Source organism: Thiomicrorhabdus sp. 6S3-12 (genome assembly GCF_017571475.1).
Classification (GTDB): Bacteria; Pseudomonadota; Gammaproteobacteria; order Thiomicrospirales; family Thiomicrospiraceae; genus Thiomicrorhabdus.
Genome location: NZ_JAGETW010000006.1, coordinates 151,591 through 171,684, shown reverse-complemented (window position 1 = coordinate 171,684; position 20,094 = coordinate 151,591). Strand labels below are relative to the sequence as shown.

Sequence of the window (20,094 nt, the reverse complement as noted above, 5' to 3'; positions counted from 1 at the left end):
CGGCACTAACTTTAAAAGGGAGGTGCCTATGGAAAAACAACTGTTAACAAAAGCCGGTTTTGAAACCGCCCTGGTCATCACTGGATGGCTTGCATTTTTTAGTTCTTATTTGTTCCCTGAGTCTTTACCCACAGCAATAGCTCTTCAAACTGCCGCCAGGGTTCTGCCCTAAGTTATTTTCACTCAATGTTTAAAATTAACATAACAATACACTTAATGACCGAGCTAAAGCGTGGCCGGTTAGCTTAAATTTATTCAGACCGTCGCAAAACTGACCTAACCAAAGCCTTCTCAAAGTAGCTAATTCGAACCTTAATAAGGTTTGTATCCACGCCAACCAAAACCATTGAATAAAGGCTTTTGAAGAGTATGAAAGAATGAGGTATCCATCTAGATATCCCATTGTGATTCAATCGGATACCCTCCCCCACTTATATTAAACTCAAGCCTAAGCAATTGGCTTCTATATGACCCTATTCCCCAAATTCAGGGTAGAGCGCCATCAACCCTATATATACCTATCTCGTCCACTTAATAACACATCATCAAGGTCAACGGTTTAACCTCAACTGCTTTAAATTTGTTCGAAGGCTATATCACTAACGCAGATTAATTTTTTCTAGCTTTAAATTTGTAGCGATCATGTACTCTTGAGATACAGCAAGCCTATTCGTATTAATAAATTCTGCATGCGCATTCAAACTGTCCGATGTAGTTAAGGCCTTTTGACTCGAATACTTCATCGGATCAGACACTAGAGTTTTTTTATCGAGCCTATCTCTTAATTCCCCCAAGTCCGGCACTAACATTGAATCAAGGTCTTTGTGACCAATCGCGCTCAATCCAACAGGGTCAAAGTCAAACAAGCCAACCCTTTCACCTTTAAATAGCCCTATCAAGCTCACAGAACCTTTTAACGAGTAACATCCTGCCATCCCCCTAAATATCAGCATGGAATGATTAGAGAGCATTGATAACAGGTTTGAATAGTGAATAGCGTTTAAGAATACAGCTAAATTTTCAACAACAATCACTTCTTTCACATTGAGAGATAATGCCTCTTGCACAGTCAAATCTAAAGCTCTTCCTCGCGGCAAATTTTGATGATTTAGACTGTAATTCCGTTTCGGGAATAAGGCTAAAACATGTTCATGGGTGACAGCATTACTCGTTATCTTTTCGTTACCAACATACTTAGATGCTTCTATCCTATCGTCAAAATCGGATGAAAGACTTTCTATTGGAAAACCATTAGCTATAAGGTAACTCTCTAGGTATTCAATATCCTTTATGCCAAATGAGGCGATATTGCTTTTTACTGAGCCAATTCCGGTATCTTCACAAAAGCCTATCAACCACTTAGCCTTACTCTGATAGGACATCCTTTTTGCGATAATACTTTGAAGGGTTTTTAGCTGTTGTTGATTAAACATGTTGAACAGGCTTATTAGAAAATTGAGTCTTTACGTCTGAAACAATAAACACATCGGTTTTTTCACAAACAGGTTCTTTGATTAGCAATAACTTAAATTCATAGCTATCCATATCCTGTTCCAACTCCCCAAGCCAGTTAACCATTTCATACAACCATGAACGTACATCAACCAATGTAGAAAGAGAGCTCGTGGACTCCCAGTAATCTCTTAAAGAAATCTCAGAACCTCCACAATTAAACAGATATGCGACAAAAACTTGTTTTTCTTGCTCGAATTGAACTTCAAACAAATCCTCTGCTTGCTCTATCGGTTCATCTTCTTGATACGCAACATAGTCTTTATTCTGTTCTCTATTTTTAACCTGCTCTCTATTCAGCTTTAACTTAGAAGCAATATCTCTGAACCTGCTTTCTTCATATACCGATGGGGATATGGCATTAAAGTGCGCTACTGGAATAATACCGTTCAATTCAACCTTATGAAAAATCTGTGGCAAGCTGTTCACATCGACAAATTCCACATCTAATTCAATTGCCTTGTTCTGAATAGCTGTTAACAGGCGATTAAGCTTTTTGGTTCGGGCTTCGATTTTTCTGAATGATATATTGAGTTTTTGGATTTTTAGGATGACCGTTCGCAAATACCCACGCAAACGATTAAGCTTTTTATCCAATTCAACCATAACCACATCCATATCCGAATTAGGGTACGGCAGCAATCCGGTAAGGTTACTGAACTGAATCCGGCTTAAACGACCTAATATCGATTCTGTAATGGATAAATAATGCTGTGATAACCGTGTTTTGGCTTCAATGGTTTTGACGTTGCCAAATTCATTGCTTACCTGATAATCCGCCTCTCTGATTGCTACATTTAGTTTCGATTCTAGCTGTCGGATATGGCGGTAAATTTGGCGCTTATGATTCGTTACTGCATCATCATCATTACTCAATGAATCAAAGAAATTGGCGACGTAAAAAGAAAGCCTTTCCAGCCATTCAGCAATGTCGGGTGTTGTATCGGCTTCATATCGACTTGAACCAATCGCTTTTTTCAGAAGTTCATAGTTTTCACCCGGGTAAAAATAACCATCTTCAACCTCATCAACAACGCGGGCGTTTTTTAGCAACCCAATATTTCTAGGCAAGTCGGTTCTTTCTAGCGGATCTAATTCAACATAATCTAAGTCGGATAAAAACTGTGCATTTTGAGCTATCGCTTCCCCAAGCAACTTAATTTCGGATGGATTCATTAAGCCAACTCCAATGAACCTTGCTCATCTTCAACATCATCTAGCAATTCAGGCACTTGAATCTCTAGCACACGTTCTACTAGAGCTATATGGTACGCAAGCTTACCTGTATAGGTGTAGTGGCTACCAGAATCATCAGAAATAATAATCCCCTCGGACTCCATAAGATCAACAACCGTTCTCAATCGTTCACTATGCGTACTTCGGTTACTGGCCTTTTTGAAAAAAGCCTTGCTGGTTAGCTTTACAAGATCATTGGCAAGAGTATCATTGTTTTCGATGGTCGATAAAACACTCCCAAAATAGAAGTCATGCTCAATATCGGGATACTGGTCTTCACCACTAGCCTCCATAACCAGCTTCATAAACGACAAAAATGGTTCTGTCGTATTGAAAACGTGCTGTAGTTCCCTTCTTATAGCGGAGGCATCCGGCTTAAAGTTTAGGTCGTTATAAACGGCATACCAGTAGTCTTGGTATTCAGAATGCGCCAAAGTCATACCTTGATAATGCAGCGCATCATCTACACTTTCGCGCCCTATCTCAGTTTTCAAGTAAGCCACGGCATCGGGAGCTGTAACGGAACATAATACTTGCCCGTTGGTTAGCTGACGAATCATCAACGTATCATCACGCATAGTTTTATCCCTCCCGTACCGATTGAATATGGCTCAAGATAGCTTCTTGGGCTGAAATACGGCTCTTATCGCTAAACTTGTGAATTCCACCTTTTGTTTTAATCTCATAAAAGTGATTAAAAATTTCGACCACTTTAGGGTCTGCCTTTGGAGTAGCTCCGAAAAGCTGGACTTTTTCCTTCTCAAGAATCTTCATTAATTCATGGGTGTTATCAGGATGTATTCGGCTTAACTCGTCAACCGACCAAAGCAGTACAGCACTGTGATTTTTTTGGATTACGTTCTTAATCGCCACATAAAGTGAAATAAGGATTAAGAAACTCAATCCTTCACTTGAAATACCCTCAAGCTCTCGGTCATTTACCGCTTCTCGCCAACGGTCGGCATTGGAGTTTTTGACTCGTACCGATACTTCAATAAATTGCGATACGTCCAACCCTGATTTTTGTTCGGCAATATCCCTGACAGCATTGGCAATCACATCAAAATAGACATCTGATGGTGACTCATGCTCTGCTAATAACTTCGCTTCATTAAAGGCGCTGGCAGCTTTTGCCAATGACTTCCTAAACGGCAATCTTGATAAACTAGAGTGAATTTTAACTTCCAATTCATCAATGTTTTCAAATTTGGTTCCAGATTGATTGAATTGTCGGCTGATTTCACGGCCTTTTAAGGTGATTCTGCTTTCTGTTTCAGTTAGTTTTTCATCCAGACTCACCAACTCTTGTGACTTGGCGTTAAACACCTGCTTGATGGTGTCAATCTGCTCAACAAGTGTTCCGCTCATAAGGTGACTAAGAGAAATGGTTAAAACTTTCCAGTTCTTATCAGTATCTAGTTCGTCAAACCCCTCCTGAAGTAACAAGTCCTTACAAAGAGTAAATAACTCTGGATACTGCCTAAATCCGGTCATAACTCGTCTAAACAAATGCTTACCGTTATTATCGTGTTCACCAATATCGTGAAAAATAGATTTAACCTGTTTTTGAAGCCTGTCCGCGGGTGGGGGCGTGTCGTTATTTTCCTTGGCAGGAATGCTAGACAAATACCCGTCCAGTAGTTGGCGTAGTGTAATCACTTCATGGCTGGCAAGTTGTAGCGTCTTATTCAATTCTGTAAGCTTGGTGTTGTGTTCTTCAGACGCCTTTCTAAATTCTTCTGTAAGTTTTTGGTGTTCACCTACTGTTTTACTCAGATCAGATTGGGCTTTATTGAGCTTTGTTTCCCATTTTGACAAATAGATATACTCACCATCAATCCATGCAGAATAACGGTCATACTCTGCTTTTGCGTCTGTTGCTTCTTTTAACTTGTTCGATTGTTCCGCTATAGACTTTCTACAAGCGTCAATTTCTTCAACTCGTGCCCCTTGTTCAGTTAGGTCGTTACGTTTTTTTGTTTCCAGTTCTGCTATTCTCTGTTCTAGTTCTTGGCGTTGTTCAGATTCGTACTGGAGCAAGGATTCCTCTTTCAGTCTAATTCGCTCGAATGACTCATCTAACTTGCTTGTAGAATCCTGCTTGACCTTTTTCTTGGCTGATTCGTAATCACTTAATAGAGTGTCCTCTTTCTCTTGGCATTGTTTCAACAACACCTCTTGGTCACGTTTGCGTTGTTTGGCTTGTTCTTGTTGCTTACGGGTTTCGGTTTTAATATCGATTTCAGATTGGTTGAATCGTGTCTCTAGCTGTTCTATTTCTAGGTTAATCTGACCCAATTCAACCTCGGCAGCACTGAACTGGCGATAAAGGGTACTGGCTTCCTTATCCAACTCGGTGCGTTCTTGAGCAAACTGGGTAAGTTTGTCATGTGTTTGCTGCTTGTCTTGCTCTAGTTTGGATTGTTCACGCTCCAACTCTTCTCTATCTAAAACCTGTTGCGGAGGTAAGTGACTGGTATCAATATCAAAGCCAAGCAATCCGTTATCGTCACCATTGATTACTAGCTCTTCTTTAACAGGAGTCTTAAGAAGTTCCAACGTCAAGGCTCTTGATGCGACGCTGGCTTTTTCAGGGCTTAGATTCGCAATTTTGAAGAACAACATGGAATCTACATGACGAAGCGACTTCTTACAGTCTTCGATTGATGTACCAAGAGTACCCAAGTGTTCTTTCAGACGTTCTTGACTAGCTTTGTTTCTGTCTATTTTTACGGTATTGCTGTGGCGCTCATCCCGAATAGCTGAAAGCAACTCTAGGCGCTCGGATTTAGCAGCTTGTTTCTCAGCCAGATCGCTACTTATTTGCTTGTTATGAGTAATCAGGCGATCCAATTCAGAAGAGGATGGATAGGAAATTTGGTGCTCCAGCTTCCCAATCTCCACTTGAATATCGACCTTGGATCTGTTGTTCTGCAGTTGATTCTCTTGGAAACTGGTGCCCAAAACTTCAAGATCTCCCTGCTGTTTAGACTGAATGTCCAGCCGAACGGATTCCTCTTTGGACTTTTCGTCGGATAATCGCTCTTTCTCCGAATTAATACGCTCGTTAAACGACTCTTTTAATGCTTCTATCTGGCTTTGATACAGCCGGTCTATCTTATCGAACGCACCTTGTAGGCTATCTAATAGCTGATTTAGGGATTGGATCTCTGTAGTTAGCTCACCAACCTTCTCACCCTGTCTACGCTTATCTTCGATCCCTTGCTCTTGATAGGCCTGAAAATCAGTTATTAACTTGGTTACACGACTTTGAGCATCTAAAACATCACCTCTTAACTGGCTAAGAGTCTCGTTATATTGGCGATTGCGCTCATTGTATTTACTTTCGTAACTTGAGAAGTCTGTGATGCGAGTTTCTATTTCGCCCTTGATGCGAGATAGCAAAGATTCTTCTTCATTAAACCGACTTAAAGCCTGATGCTTTAATTGGCCCAAATCTCTTTCGAGGTTACTAATGGCACGACTAAGTACGGACAACTCCCTGACCTTCTCCTGATGGGTCAAAAAGCCTTTTGTTTGGCGAATAATTGTAGCTTGCTGTTGAAGTTCTTTAACACTAGTTTCTTTAGATAATTGCTCTTGCACACCACCGTCAAACACTTCAATTTCCTGTGCAATAAGTTCTTTGATTGATTGAAAACTAGGGCTACTACTGATAATGGATACCGCTACTTTTTCCGAGCCGGCAATTGACTCATTTTTTTCACATAATGAGAAACGTTGTTTTGCTTCATTAATGGTTCGTGCGTCATTTTGGCTTAACGGCAAACGTTTAGCCGACTGGATGATTTCGCGGTACTGGGCGGTGCTGAATCGTTTTTTATAAACCGAAACGCCATTATTGATTTGCAGATGGTTCCGAAGATTATCTACTTTCACAAAGCGGTTACGCTCATCTAGAAAAAGTTTGTCGCTAAATGCAGACTCACAAAACAGGTAATAAAGATTTTCACCATCGGGGGAGTGAGCCACAACCAACTTGCTTTGATTATTTTTCACATATTCAAAAACAATGTAGCTACTGTCAGTAGGAAGGTAGCGACCGATAAAGTTATCACTATGCTTCTTTGAAGCCTTCATAACATCTTTAGGACGCGCTCCAAAAAAAAGTAATGGGAGAATTAATGTGCTGGTTTTACCCGCGCCGTTGCCGCCTTGCAGGATTGCTCCACCGTCAACATCAAAGATGCGAATCTTACCGTTACCATTAGGCCAAGAGTTAACCAATATTACTTTTTTTAAGAAATTCACTTATTTGCTTCCTTTAAAAATAGCCACTCATCTTTAGACTCTTTCTAGAGCTCAAATCAGGTACTCGCCCCTCCCCAGAAGTTTAAGTCAAACTTTATCCTATATATTGATTAGACAATTTCACCAATTTTTTAAAGTATGCTTTTCAAACACATTTAAAGATGCGGTTATCAAAACATCATCAACTTTTACAAGCTTATAAGCTCCCGCTCTCTCTTCAACTTCCTGAAAGAGTGAACTCATACACATAATGTAAATATTCCTAGCTGAAGTACTATCTTTCTCTAGTTCAAGACCATTAGCCAAAGCAAACAGTAATATAGATATTGTATTAGGGCGTTCTCCGAATTCTTTTCCAGAGAATATGTTTGGTCTAGCGTTCCAAACATTTTCAATAAGATTGCTGGCAACTTTATCTTGCTCTCCATTAAACTGACTAAACGGATCATGAGCCACTAAAACTTTTGAAAGCAATTCTTCAGCTTGAGATTTTTTATACGCAGACTTAATAGAACCAAACATACCCTACCCCATCAGCATTATTTCTCATTTAGTATAACTTTAAAATTGAAAAAATAAGCAATTATGATTATTCTAAATAAATTAAAAAGAATTTGGATTGACTACTTCTACCCCGTCCGGACGATAATTTAACTATCTTTCGTATAAAGATTTATAGCGAAAATAACCGCCCCTACCGCCTTATTCTTTCGTTTTAAAGAGTTTTTAAAACCGCTTTCCTCTTCCTAAGAACGCGGGATAAATCTAGCTATTTACTAATAGATCTTTAAAGATTAGAATAGTCTATAACTTACTTAGTTTTTAATTAAGTACAGTAAAATCAACACGTTTGGCCGACGTAAGCAATAGGCATACCTCGCAGAGGCAACACTCAAGGCACTTAAAAGCCATGTAGCAAGAAGGGCAGCATTTCCATAGAATTAAAAGCTGTCTCCCAGTTATGCAATCCAAAGCTGGTGATTCTTGAATAAATTATTCAGGTATCACTATGTCTAAAAATACCCATCAAAATTTAAAAACAAGCTCAACAAACAACGACCTCCCAGACATTGTTGAGTCTGAGATTGAATTCCTGTTACCAAAGGAAGTCTCAGCCATTCTTCGTGTTACAGAAGATACTCTTAAAAACTCACGCTCTACAGGAACGCTCTTTGGCTTCCCTGCCCCTAAATTCATCCAAGCGGGAAAAAGAAAAATCCTATACAGAAAAGAAACTGTTATGGATTGGGCTCATGAACACTTAAAAGAAATAAAGATGGTTGGTGCAACCCCTGTTGACTCTGAGCTAAAGACGGGAGGTGATGCATGAAATTACAAATCCCAATTGGCAAAGGTGCAAAGAATCCAAACTTTGAAATTCAAAATCTCAGCTTTGAAGAATTTGCAGGTGCTTTCCAGAAAGAAAACTTGATTGAAGGTGTTGAAAAGAATAATCAACCTTGGTTTATGTGTACCCCTGACTGGACTGAAAAAATCAGACAGAAGCAATACATAAGCCCTGATGCTCAATACCATATGATCATCATTGATGCTGATAGCCCGCTGGAAGACGGAGGGAAAATGCCAAGCGTGTTAGAAGTCTATAAAGCATTACAGAAGCATGATATTAAAGGATTTGTATATAACTCCTATACAACTGATAAGGATAAATTCAGAATTGTAGTTCACTGCAAGCCTGTTCATCATTCACAGCTAGAATCGGCTACTAGAGGTTTATATGAACAGCTCAACCTTCCCTTAAAATGGGCGTATGAAAATAGTACATTGGCTAGAATTTGGTACTTTGGTGGTAGTAACAAACCAGATTCATATCAATTTGAATATCATGATGGTGAGATATGGGAGCCAACCTATATCAATGATCCCGCTGTGCAATCAATAGCCCCAAACCTAACTTCATCCAACGAACCCGCGAGGAGTGGTCAGGGAGAATTAAGCCCTGCCAACCAAATTCTAGCAGGCTCAGATTTGCATAATTCCATTAATAAGTTAGGGATGAAGTTAGCAAGAGAAGGATATAGTGAATCAGCGGCTCAAGCAATGATTGAAGGCTTGATGAACCAAAGCTCAAGACGTGGGGAGGATTCATGGCGGGAACGGTTTGATGATATTCAACGATCAGTATCAAGCGGGTTTGAGAAGATTAAGAAGCCTTTACCACTGCCTCGATATGAGATTCAAGCAAGTAATTTCCCTACTACACTCCTACCGACCAATATTGTTAAAGCAGCAGAGGCATTACACAAATTTACTTTTATGCCAATGTCTTATTGTGTCAGAGGAATGTTTCCCGTCATTGCTAGCGGTCATGGAAATAGTGTTTGGGTACAAGAAGACCATGGATTAATAATACCAGTTAATTCTATTGAGGTAATGACTGGAAGAACGGGATCCTACAAATCATCATTTTTCGATAATTTAGTTAAACCTTTAGTTGAGCGTGAACGAGACTTAAAGAAAAACTTTAGAGATGGCGTCCATGCTGCTGAATCAATGAAAAAAGCAACTAACAACAAAATCAAAGCTCTTGAAAATAACTTAGGGGAGGAAATCAGCAAAGGACACAATGATAAAGCTATTGAAAAAATTGCTTTAGAGATTGCTCGATTAAAAAATATGACATCTAAGGATATGCACGAACCTGTCTTATATATCCAAGAATCTACAGACCAAGGCATGGCCGAAGAGTGCCATAGGCAAGGGGGAAGCATCATGATTGCAACGGATGAAGGGGATGAAGTATTCAGCAATTTATTAGGTAGATTTGAAGCAAATCAAGCAAACATCAGTGATAGTTTTCTAATCAAGGCTTCTCAAGGCGGTACATATAGCAGAACAAGAAGCAAAGGTAATGCTGGGGGTAGTTTTAAAATTGATAGTGCTGTTGCTAATGGAATAATCCTTGTCCAGCCGGAAAAGTTAGCACCTTTTTATACTGATGAAAGAGTAAGGAGTAAAGGATTACTAGCACGTTTCAACATCACAAATGAACCAGATATGATTGGCCAAAGATTTATTGATGTTGAACGAGGTAATGGCCTCAACGTCGCTTCCATGACTGGCTATTACGATGTTGTTAATGACCTTCTTGATAGAAGACTTCAAGGAAAGGCTAGCCCGCTGGGTTGGTTGAGTGGTGATAAGGAAAGGATGGTTATGGAATTAGACAGTTCTGCTCAAAAACTGCGGAATGAAATATATAACCAGAATGAAAAGCTGCTTGCAGACAAAACAATTAATGAAGAGAGAAATAAAGCAACCAGTAGAATAGTTAAGGAAGCTGTAATTCTTCAGGCAATGGATGGCAACTATAGCAAGACTTTAAAGCCTCAATACCTTGAATCAGCTTATGAACTCGATAAATATTCACAAGAGATGAATGCAAGGACGACAAAAGCATATCAATCACATTCAGCGATAGAAAAAGCCAGAGATTTCTTACGATTGATAATATCAACTGACCAAAAACTTTCTTATTATCAACAAAATGGCATCAATTTAGGAGCGCTTAAGAAAACCCTCAAGGACAACAGCAAGTTACGAGGTCATGAAGATGAATTTATGCTCGTTCTAACTGAATATCAATGGGTGACATACACAAGCACCAAGAATGGTAGAGGAGTAAAGTTCCTTATCAACTTTAACCGCCGTGATGTGGTGATTGAGCTAAATAGTGATTTGAGAAATTGATTCTGTTTTGATTGTGTAGGAGAAATAGACCCGTTTAATCGGGGGGCTAAAATAAGGTTTTTAGAGAGAAAAAGTATATATCTATAAAATAGACTATCTTATATATACCTTATCCCCCCGATTAAATTTAAACCTCGAGTTATACACTAAAAAAACAATATCCCTCCAGAAAAAACGCGGGTATTTACCCCCCCCTCTTAACCCAACATAATCACACAACCTATTGATTTTATTACCTTTTATTAAAATTAAAGTTTTACTTATACTATAGAATTTAGTATAATTATCTTATAAATCAATAACTTACATTATTTTCAAGGTAAGTATTATGAATACCGGAAACACGTTAGCTAATGAAGTAAAAACATTAAATACTGCTGATGAAGTTCGTGCAGTAATGATTCAAGGTCTTTCTACCTTTGTTCATGATTACATATTGGTTCTTAAAGGAGAGAAGCAAGACTTTGCATGCCGCAATGCATTCGCGATTAATAATGCAATGGATTTAATCCAGCACTTATCCCGATCAGCCAGCGACCTTAAAAAACTGGAAGCAGAAAATACACAAGAAGTATTAAAAGCACTCAAAAGTGGAAAAATATCACTTCATGATGCCAAGTGGTTAATGGACATCCTTAAAACAGAATCTGACATTACCGATCTGAAAGAATTGGTAAATGCTTTGAATGCCGCAAACCCATCAATAAGTTGATAAAGAAAGATGAACAGAGCAGCAGCAATCAGCAAGGCAAGAAGCATCCTAAGTCAGAAGGCATCCAATCAGGCTATCAGCCTGTTAGTTGATAAGAATACCAAGACAGTCACATTTACTTTTTAAAGCCCACCTCTTACGCGGGCTTCACATTGCAATTAACTAATATCCACCGAATGAGTCCAGTGACCAATGTATAAAGGATAAACAACGATGACACAAACAATCAGAATTCCTGACTTCATCAGAGTTCCCCATATGCAAAAAGGGATATATGACATCCACCCTTTACTTAGAGGCTTCTCAGAAGAACAAGGATGGGTAATCCAGTACAACGCCCACATACACACCCCCAAGATGATTTGCTTCTTACTATATTGTGCGGGAATGCCATCTCTAACCAAAGAGCAGATTAATCAACTTAATGTATATCTGCCTATTGCACGAAAAATTTGGGTAGTAGAATTCAGGGAGGAACTGATGAAGGCTGGAATAGCTATTCCTAAAAGGCTAGACAAAGCACTTAATGATATGACTAATTATCCCGTAAGACTAGGTGATGGTTTAATGAAAGAAGAATTATTTCAAAAGTTTTGCTTGGATAATAATGATTAATCAGGGATACCTAGAAGAATACCTAAGCAGAAATAAAAAACGCCCGACTTAAAGGAAAACCCTTTAAAATCAGGCGCTTAGAATAATGGCGGTGGACTAGGGATTCGAACCCCAGGTAGGCTACTAACCTACAACGGTTTTCAAGACCGCCGCCTTCAACCACTCAGCCAGTCCACCTTGTCTTGATGGGTGCGTATTATAGAGTGCTTACGAAGATTTGCAAGGCAATTTTGTCATTTTTTACTAAAATATTTGGATATTTTTTTAAGTGCCGTCCGCCATGAAAAAAGACCTTAATAAAAACAGCCACTTAAGCTTTTCGGAACAGGTTTATCAATTACTGCTGGATGTTCCCAAAGGCAAGGTTACAACCTATGCCGCTCTGGCTCGTGCTCTTGATAGCCGTGCCTATCGGACTGTCGGCAGCGCCATGGCTAAGAACCGCCTGCCGTTGATTATTCCCTGCCATAGAGTGATCAAAAACAACGGAGAAATCGGCAATTATGCCTTGGGTAAAAAGACTAAAGAAAAGCTGCTTAAGCTGGAAGGAATCGATATTAAAGAGGGTAAAGTACAGGATCTGGAACAGGTACTGTTTGTTTTCGGCAAATAAAAAGCCCGACTGATTCTCAGCCGGGCTAATCATTTCATTCAAAAACCGCTACGGATTACAGTGTTTCAATTCCGCCCAAATAAGGACGAAGCGCCGCCGGCACTGTAATCGAACCGTCGGCATTCTGGTAGTTTTCCAGAATAGCAACCAACGTACGACCCACAGCCAGACCGGAACCGTTTAAGGTATGCACCAGTTGCGGCTTGCCTTTAGCACCACGGAAACGCGCTTTCAAACGACGCGCCTGGAAATCTTCGAAATTCGAGCAGGACGAGATTTCACGATAAGCTTCCTGCCCGGGCAACCAGACTTCCAGGTCGTAAGTTTTTGCCGACGAGAATCCGATATCACCGGTACACAGAGTGACGACACGGTATGGAAGCTCGAGCTTCTGCAAAATGCTTTCCGCCTGAGCGGTCAGTTCTTCCAGTGCTTCGTGCGATTTCTCCGGATGTACCAGTTGCACCAACTCGACCTTTTCGAACTGGTGCTGACGGATCAGACCGCGCGTATCGCGACCGTAGGATCCCGCTTCGGAACGGAAACACGGAGTGTGCGCGACACATTTACGCGGCAATTGATCCTCTTCGATAATTTCATCGCGGAACAGATTGGTTACCGGCACTTCGGCGGTCGGAATCAGATAAAGATCACGGTCGTTGGTATCATGCTCTTCGTTTTTGCTGATCTTATAAAGATCCGCTTCGAACTTCGGTAGCTGACCGGTTCCACGCAAACTGTCCTGATTGACCATAAACGGCACATAAACTTCTTCATAACCGGCATTGGCATGCTGATCGATCATAAATTGAATCAAAGCGCGTTGCAGGCGAGCCATAGAACCTTTCAGCACCGAGAAACGGGAAGAGGTGATTTTAACCGCCGCATCATTGTCGAACCAACCGCGTGCCTCGGCCAGATCGACATGGTCTTTGACATCGAAATCAAATTGACGCGGTTCACCCCATTTACGAATTTCGACATTATCGTCTTCAGAATTACCGACCGGAACCGATTCATGCGGAGTATTCGGAACACCCGCCAGAATATCATCCAGCTGCAGCTGAACTTCATCCGCCTTCTGTTCGGCTTGCTCAAGCTGGGTTTTAAGATCTTCAATTTCCGCCAAAAGCGGCGCAATATCCTGTCCTTGCGACTTTGCTTTACCGATCTCTTTGGAACGACTGTTTCGAAGTGCCTGTAGATCCTGGGCTTTAACCTGCCACTCTTTACGCTGCGCTTCCAGCGCTTCAATCTGCGCGACATCCAACTCATAGCCGCGGGTTTTCAGCTGTGCGGCGACATTCGCCAAATCACTTCTTAAACGTTTCGGATCTAACATTTATCTATCCTAAGTAAAATTTCAAACAAATCATTTTCAAACCGAATGCTTCCCAAAGCTTTCGCCGCTAGGAAGCCAAAAACTGTCTACCGCCGATTATGCCAAGCCAGACTGCGCTCAAGGTCAAAATCAGACTGAGCGCCATATTCGCCACTGCCTTGGTCATTTCGCCGACCTGAATATACTGCATCGTTTCATAAGAAAACGTCGAGAAGGTGGTAAAGGCACCCAAAAAACCAACCAGAATAAACGAACGCCATTCATTCGACAGCGACCATTTATCAATCAATAAGACGGCCAGCAAGCCCATGGCAAAGGATCCGGCAACATTTACGGCCAAGGTTCCCCAAGCGAAGTCCCGCCCGAACCAGAGATACACCTGATGCGAAACGGCAAAGCGTGCCACTGCACCGAGAGCACCGCCTGCGGCAATCGCCCACCAACTCCAAATACTCATAAGATCCCCTTTGCCGTTGATTCAGTTCAGTCTCGAAACCGGTTACCCTTCTCTATTTACGGCGTTTATAAATCGCTTGCTGATTGAGGTTTTGCAGATGCCTCATTTTAGCGGAAATTTTTATCTCCAAGCCTCTTTCTACAGGCTGGTAATAGCCTCGCTCTTCCATCTCTTCCGGGAAGTAACATTCGCCGGCGGCAAAGGCTTCCGGTTCATCGTGTGCATAACGATATTCCTTGCCGTAATCCAGTTCGGCCATTAACTTGGTCGGCGCATTGCGCAAATGCAACGGCACCTCGTAAGATCCGTGCTGTTTAATGTCTTTCAATGCCGCCTTATAAGCCATATAGACAGCGTTCGACTTCGGCGCTACCGCGAGATAGGTTGCCGCTTGCGCCAATGCCAGATCGCCTTCCGGTGAGCCGAGACGCTCATAAGCTTCGGCGGCATTAACTGCTACCTGGAGCGCCTTCGGATCGGCATTAGCAATCTCTTCGGAGGCCATGCGAATCAACCTGCGGGCCAGGTAACGCGGATCAACGCCGCCGTCCAACATACGGGTCAACCAATAAAGTGCCGCATTCGGATCGGAACCGCGCACCGACTTATGCAGGGCAGAAATCTGATCATAGAAAGCTTCGCCGCCTTTATCAAAACGTCTTAAGCCGCCTTGAATGACTTCTTTGGCATGAGCCATCTGAATATTAGCCTGCAGCCCATTATCTTTCGGTTGCCAGTCGACAAAATCAATTACCTGCTCGAGAAAGTTCAGCAGACGACGCGCATCGCCATCGCTGGCACCAATCATCATTTCCGCCGCTTTCGGCTCGATACTCAGTGAGACCTCTCTACTCTCCCCTTCGGCGGACATTTCTTCACTAAAGTCCTCCTGCAATCGGTACAGCCCCTTTTGCAGAACTTCCTGTAACTCCTCTTCATCCAGAGAACGCAAGACCAAAACCTTAGCGCGCGAGAGCAAAGCGTTATTCAATTCAAACGAAGGATTTTCCGTCGTCGCGCCGATAAACACAAAGGTTCCGTCTTCGACAAAAGGGAGAAAGGCATCCTGTTGCGCTTTATTGAAACGGTGCACTTCATCCACGAACAACAGAGTTCCCTGATTGAATTGCTCACGCTGCATCTTGGCCTGCTCAACTGCGGCACGAACCTCTTTAACGCCGTCAAGAACAGCCGAAAGATTGATAAACTGCAGATCGGACTGTTTAGCTAAAAGACGTGCCAAAGAAGTTTTACCGACTCCAGGTGGTCCCCAGAAAATCAGCGAATAGAGTTTTCCCGATTGCAGCATTCGCGTCAGCACGCGGTTTTTACCGAGCAGATGACTCTGACCGATATAATCATCCAGCGTCTGTGGTCGCAGACGATCGGATAAGGGTTGATACAAGGATTTACTGTTCACGCGGGTCACGATAGTTGACTTCAAAGTCCGTTCTGAACCGGCTCGCCGATCAGATCCGCGCCTTTCGGCAGAGTAAAGCGAAAGTTATCTTCGGCCAGCGGCTGATTGATCTGAATATTGCTGAAAACGATTTTGGTCACTTTGTCCGGCCCTTCATATAGCCAAGCTTCCGTCATTACGCCATCCTTCAGACCGATCTCGATGCTCTGGAAATAGGTCCCCTTTTTCGGCTCAAGGTTATACCAGTTCATCCCCAGACGCTCTCCGGCATCGATAATTTCAAATTTCTCTTCGATTCGTTCATCGTACAGCAACCAACTGAGTGGAATATCCGCTTGCACCTCGGCAATAGGACGTACGGTGACCTGCATCAGATCCTTATCCCAAACCCAAAGATTAGCCCCATCGACGACAATTTTCTGTCCGTCCTTCGGGGCATACTCCCAAACCAGCTTGCTCGGACGGGACAACTTAAAATGCCCTTTCTCGCTTTTCTGGTTGAACTGCAGATAATCCTCTTCCTGCAGCGTCTGAGAGAAATCCGCCTCAAAAGTTTTCAACTGATTGACAAAATCCTGCAACGGATGAGCATACGCCGGTACGGCAAGAAACGCCGCTCCGAATGCCAGGGTTTTCAGCAAGTGTTTTAACATCTAATCTTCCTAGAAATCTCGTTATTCGCGCAGATGGTCACCTCCGACCAATACTTCACGCTGGCCACTGGAGGTTTTCGAAGTTGAAATCAATCCGGAACGCTCCATCGCCTCGACAATTCGTGCCGAGCGATTATAACCAATCGAGAATTGGCGTTGAATCAGCGATACCGATACTTTGCGGTTTTCGATCGCAAAATTCACGATTTGGTCATACAGTGGGTCGTCTTCGGCGCTTTTCGGGCCGCCACTTTTGTCTGTTTCTTCCGGTTCCGCCGACTGAGTAATGGCCTGCAGATACTGCGGCTCGCCCTGAGATTTGACAAACTCGGCGACACGGATGACCTCTTCGTCACTCATAAAGGCACCGTGCACACGTTTCGGCGATCCCGATCCCGGCGCAAGATAAAGCATATCCCCCATCCCAAGAAGCTGCTCGGCGCCCCCCTGATCAAGAATGGTACGGGAATCGATTTTGGTATTGACCATAAAGGAGATACGCGTCGGAATATTCGCTTTAATCAGACCGGTAATAACATTCACAGACGGTCTCTGTGTTGCCAGAATCAAATGAATCCCGGCGGCACGCGCTTTCTGGGCAATACGGGCGATCAACTGCTCGACCTCTTTACCGACCACCATAATCATATCGGCAAATTCGTCGACCACCACCACTATATAAGGTAAAGGCGATAAGGTCGGCGGCGCTTCCGCTTTATCATGCCCGAAAGAGGCGGCCTGCTGATGCAGCGGATCGATAATCGGATTACCTTCATCGATCGCTTTCTGCACTTTCATATTGAAGCCGGCAATATTACGCACACCCATCTTAGCCATTAACTGATAACGGCGATCCATTTCAAAAACACACCAACGCAGCGCATTCGCCGCATCGTTCATATCGGTTACCACCGGTGTCAGCAGGTGCGGAATATCGTCATATACCGAAAGTTCAAGCATTTTCGGATCGATCATAATCAGACGGACTTCCTGAGGCGTGCTCTTATACAACATACTCAGGATCATACTGTTAACCCCGACCGACTTACCGGCACCCGTCGTCCCTGCGACCAGAAGGTGCGGCATGCGGGCAATATCCGCCACCACCGGTTTACCGGAAATATCTTTACCGATCGCGATACTCAACGGCGACTTCGACTTCAGGAATTCGCCCGAAGAGAGAACATCACGGAAACTGACGATCTCGCGCTTCTCGTTGGGAATTTCGATCCCGACTACCGATTTCCCGGGAATAACATCGACGACACGCACCGATTTAACGGAAAGAACGCGCGCCAGATCCTTGGCCAGGTTATTGATCTGAGAGACTTTGACCCCAGGAGCCGGCAGTATCTCGAAACGGGTCACAACCGGCCCCGGTTGCACCGACTCGACCGTTACCTTAACTCCGAACTCCGCCAGGCGCTGTTCCAGAAGTAAAGACAGATCGGTCAACTCTTCTTCACTGAAACCGTCTTCATCCGGTTCGTACGGATCCAGCAATTCCAAGGAAGGCAACTGCATATTATGTTGCTGATGATAAGCGCTCGGATCGCGATTATAGGACTTCACTTCTGGAGCTGAACCGTCTTCACGCCCAGGCTTGGTCGCATCCGCAGTCTGTTGTGCAGTATCCGCTGCGGAATGAGCCGCATTTGGCACGCTGGCATCGCTACCCTCTCCCTCTTCAATATAAGGGGTCAGTTCAAAATCGTCTGGAGACTGCGTCTCTGCTTGAGCAACTGCGGCACTGTCAGGCACAACCGGCATATCCCGCGACGGCACGGCCTGCTCAGAGGCACTTGCCTTCGGTGAAGAAACCGCAGAAACTTCGGCCGCTTTGGATTCGGGTCTGGGTTCAGGTCCGGATTTTGGCTTAAATTCGTTCTGCATATCAGGCTTCCGATCCGCTTGCGGTAGAGGATCATCCGGATTGATCGGCGGCATAACCTTATCTTCGACAATCGGATGCGCTGCCGGTTTCCCTCTGTTCTTCAGACCGCTCAAGGTATTAAACAATGCCGATTTGATGTTTTGCAGACGACCATTACTTGAGTCCGGTTTTTCCTGAGAGATTGCTGAGGTCGAAGCACTCGACTCGTTTCGCAGAATTTTAACGTTCTTAACCGACGAAGCATCCTCAGAACCGGAAACATCTGCGGCCATAGCGGCTTTTTCACGGGCAAAAGGCAACAACGCATCGCGTAAACGACAAATTAATTTCTGGCATTTTTCAGATTCATTGACTCGGTTCTGCCACTGCTGTTTGCTCCACTCGATAAGATTCAGTGTCAGGCGTCCCGTGACCTCAAGAATGGTCAGCCACGACTGACTCAATAGCAAACTAATGGAAATGGCGAAGGTTCCGAGCAAAATCAAAGTCGTTGCCAAAAGATCCAGAGACTCGACCAATTGGTTACTTAACACCTTGCCCCAGATGCCGCCCGGAGAGAACGGCAGTTCATTGGAAAAAACCTCCGGATGCAGAAAAAGGTTCGCCATCCCTGCTCCGGCACTGACCATCAGCAGAACCCCAAGCAGACTGAAAAAGAATCGATAAAAATCGATCTCGCCTTCATCCTCCCGTAACGGTAGGCGCAGAGTGAACCAGCCAGCGAGCAGAATTCCGACCGGGATGAGATAAGCAAATACACCGAATACCGCCAACAGGAAAGAAGAGATCCAGGCACCGGTTTTGCCCCCGTAATTCTGGATTTCACTGCTCATTGAGGAAGAATTGAATCCCGGATCGTCCTGATGGTAACCGACCAGAACAATGGTAAGAAAAACTGCAAACAGGATGCAGAAAATCAGAACAACATCTTTAAATACCCAGGAGTAAGACATGCCGACACCCGAAGGTTTGGCGTACTTCTCGGCCTCGCGTAGCGTATCGCTGAGTTCAGCCGTCATTCGATCCTGATCGGCAATACCATCCTGCATGCCTTCCTCCGTATCCCCGAGCGGCTTGTCTTTAACTTTCGCTTTCATGGCCGCACTCTTACGACGTGCGGCAGACATTTTAATCGCAGTACGACTGGTTTGATCTAATGGCACAGTATCTACTTTTACTTTCTCATCAAATGAACAATTTTTCGGGCAGATAACGCCCTGTCCGTTTTCCTGCAGAGTGAAACCAATAAATGGCAAACAACCGGTAAGACTCCTGTTGTGCTTCTTTTAGCATATCCGCACGAGGGCTTTTTTGATTGCGAAAAAGCGCACATCAGGGCCTTCATTTAATATGCGAAAAATTGCGCCGCAATTTTACAAATCGAATATCCAAAAAGCGGTTGTAAAAGCCGTCAGAAAACAGCAATAGGCCCCGGAAAACTGCTAAAATTCTAGCACATTAACCTTGGAAACCTGCGAATAACTCCTAATGTTTTCAGCTTCCGATGCTGGAAGCCCCGTACTCTTCGGAAATTTTAAGGCTGTGCGCAGTTTTCCTAAAGAGAAAAGTACCGAGATCACATGTAAAATGGCAATCCATACCATTTCATGATACAAATCACAGTTATCTTGGAATCGTTCAACAACCAAACGCATAA

The 20,094-nt window shown here is 43.2% G+C and carries 16 protein-coding genes and 1 tRNA gene; 6 read left to right on the top strand and 11 right to left on the bottom strand.

The genetic code is table 11. The features are described from left to right. Positions 1-28 precede the first annotated feature (28 nt). A complete protein-coding gene (locus J3999_RS08660; protein ID WP_208127502.1) occupies positions 29-172 on the top strand; it encodes a hypothetical protein in 144 nt (47 codons plus the stop codon). A 427-nt stretch (positions 173-599) separates the two neighbouring features. Here the strand turns inward: J3999_RS08660 and J3999_RS08655 are convergent, their stop codons facing one another. The 5 genes from J3999_RS08655 to J3999_RS08635 form a co-directional block, all read right to left on the bottom strand. Further along, a complete protein-coding gene (locus tag J3999_RS08655; RefSeq protein WP_208127501.1) occupies positions 600-1,433 on the bottom strand; it encodes a hypothetical protein in 834 nt (277 codons plus the stop codon). Next, positions 1,426-2,688 carry a hypothetical protein gene (locus J3999_RS08650; protein ID WP_208127500.1) on the bottom strand — a complete coding sequence of 421 codons (1,263 nt, stop codon included), beginning with the start codon at positions 2,686-2,688 and terminating at the stop codon, positions 1,426-1,428. Before J3999_RS08650 ends, J3999_RS08655 begins: the two co-directional genes overlap by 8 nt. Then, positions 2,688-3,326, bottom strand: coding sequence for a hypothetical protein (locus J3999_RS08645; protein ID WP_208127499.1), 639 nt, complete (start codon positions 3,324-3,326; stop codon positions 2,688-2,690). The genes J3999_RS08650 and J3999_RS08645 overlap by 1 nt, the downstream gene beginning before the upstream one ends. A gap of 4 nt (positions 3,327-3,330) precedes the next feature. Next, positions 3,331-7,020 (bottom strand): ATP-binding protein, encoded by a 3,690-nt coding sequence (locus tag J3999_RS08640; protein WP_208127498.1) that lies wholly within the window; start codon positions 7,018-7,020, stop codon positions 3,331-3,333. Positions 7,021-7,140: 120 nt separating this feature from the next. Further along, entirely contained in the window at positions 7,141-7,542 is a 402-nt protein-coding gene (locus J3999_RS08635) for a hypothetical protein (protein ID WP_208127497.1), read from the bottom strand. 487 nt (positions 7,543-8,029) lie between these two features. On the opposite strand from J3999_RS08635, the gene J3999_RS08630 reads away from it, so the two are divergent. From J3999_RS08630 to J3999_RS08615, 4 genes are all read left to right on the top strand, one after another. Then, the gene (locus tag J3999_RS08630; RefSeq protein ID WP_208127496.1) at positions 8,030-8,350 is read left to right on the top strand and encodes an AlpA family transcriptional regulator; all 321 of its coding nucleotides are present in this window, start codon (positions 8,030-8,032) and stop codon (positions 8,348-8,350) included. Next, positions 8,347-10,731, top strand: a complete 2,385-nt coding sequence (locus J3999_RS08625) for a DUF3987 domain-containing protein (protein WP_208127495.1) — start codon at positions 8,347-8,349, stop codon at positions 10,729-10,731. Before J3999_RS08630 ends, J3999_RS08625 begins: the two co-directional genes overlap by 4 nt. 328 nt (positions 10,732-11,059) lie before the next feature. Beyond that, positions 11,060-11,443 (top strand): hypothetical protein, encoded by a 384-nt coding sequence (locus J3999_RS08620; RefSeq protein WP_208127494.1) that lies wholly within the window; start codon positions 11,060-11,062, stop codon positions 11,441-11,443. Between the two features lie 213 nt (positions 11,444-11,656). Then, positions 11,657-12,058, top strand: a complete 402-nt coding sequence (locus tag J3999_RS08615) for a hypothetical protein (protein ID WP_208127493.1) — start codon at positions 11,657-11,659, stop codon at positions 12,056-12,058. Between the two features lie 86 nt (positions 12,059-12,144). Here J3999_RS08615 and J3999_RS08610 read toward each other — a convergent pair. Beyond that, positions 12,145-12,235 (bottom strand) — tRNA-Ser (locus tag J3999_RS08610). Between the two features lie 103 nt (positions 12,236-12,338). Between J3999_RS08610 and J3999_RS08605 the strand changes: the two genes are divergently transcribed. Further along, positions 12,339-12,671: a methylated-DNA--[protein]-cysteine S-methyltransferase gene (locus tag J3999_RS08605; RefSeq protein ID WP_208127492.1), complete on the top strand. Its 333-nt coding sequence runs from the start codon at positions 12,339-12,341 to the stop codon at positions 12,669-12,671. 55 nt (positions 12,672-12,726) lie between these two features. On the opposite strand, the gene serS is transcribed toward J3999_RS08605, so the two are convergent. From serS to J3999_RS08580, 5 genes are all read right to left on the bottom strand, one after another. After that, positions 12,727-14,013: a serine--tRNA ligase gene (serS, locus tag J3999_RS08600; protein ID WP_208127491.1), complete on the bottom strand. Its 1,287-nt coding sequence runs from the start codon at positions 14,011-14,013 to the stop codon at positions 12,727-12,729. A gap of 67 nt (positions 14,014-14,080) precedes the next feature. After that, complete coding sequence (gene crcB, locus J3999_RS08595) at positions 14,081-14,470, bottom strand: fluoride efflux transporter CrcB (protein WP_208127490.1); 390 nt, start codon at positions 14,468-14,470, stop codon at positions 14,081-14,083. 52 nt (positions 14,471-14,522) lie between these two features. Next, positions 14,523-15,914, bottom strand: a complete 1,392-nt coding sequence (locus J3999_RS08590; protein WP_243755396.1) for a replication-associated recombination protein A — start codon at positions 15,912-15,914, stop codon at positions 14,523-14,525. After that, complete coding sequence (locus tag J3999_RS08585) at positions 15,911-16,543, bottom strand: outer-membrane lipoprotein carrier protein LolA (RefSeq protein ID WP_208127489.1); 633 nt, start codon at positions 16,541-16,543, stop codon at positions 15,911-15,913. Before J3999_RS08585 ends, J3999_RS08590 begins: the two co-directional genes overlap by 4 nt. 21 nt (positions 16,544-16,564) lie before the next feature. Continuing rightward, entirely contained in the window at positions 16,565-19,600 is a 3,036-nt protein-coding gene (locus tag J3999_RS08580) for a DNA translocase FtsK (protein ID WP_208127488.1), read from the bottom strand. Positions 19,601-20,094: the final 494 nt, after the last annotated feature.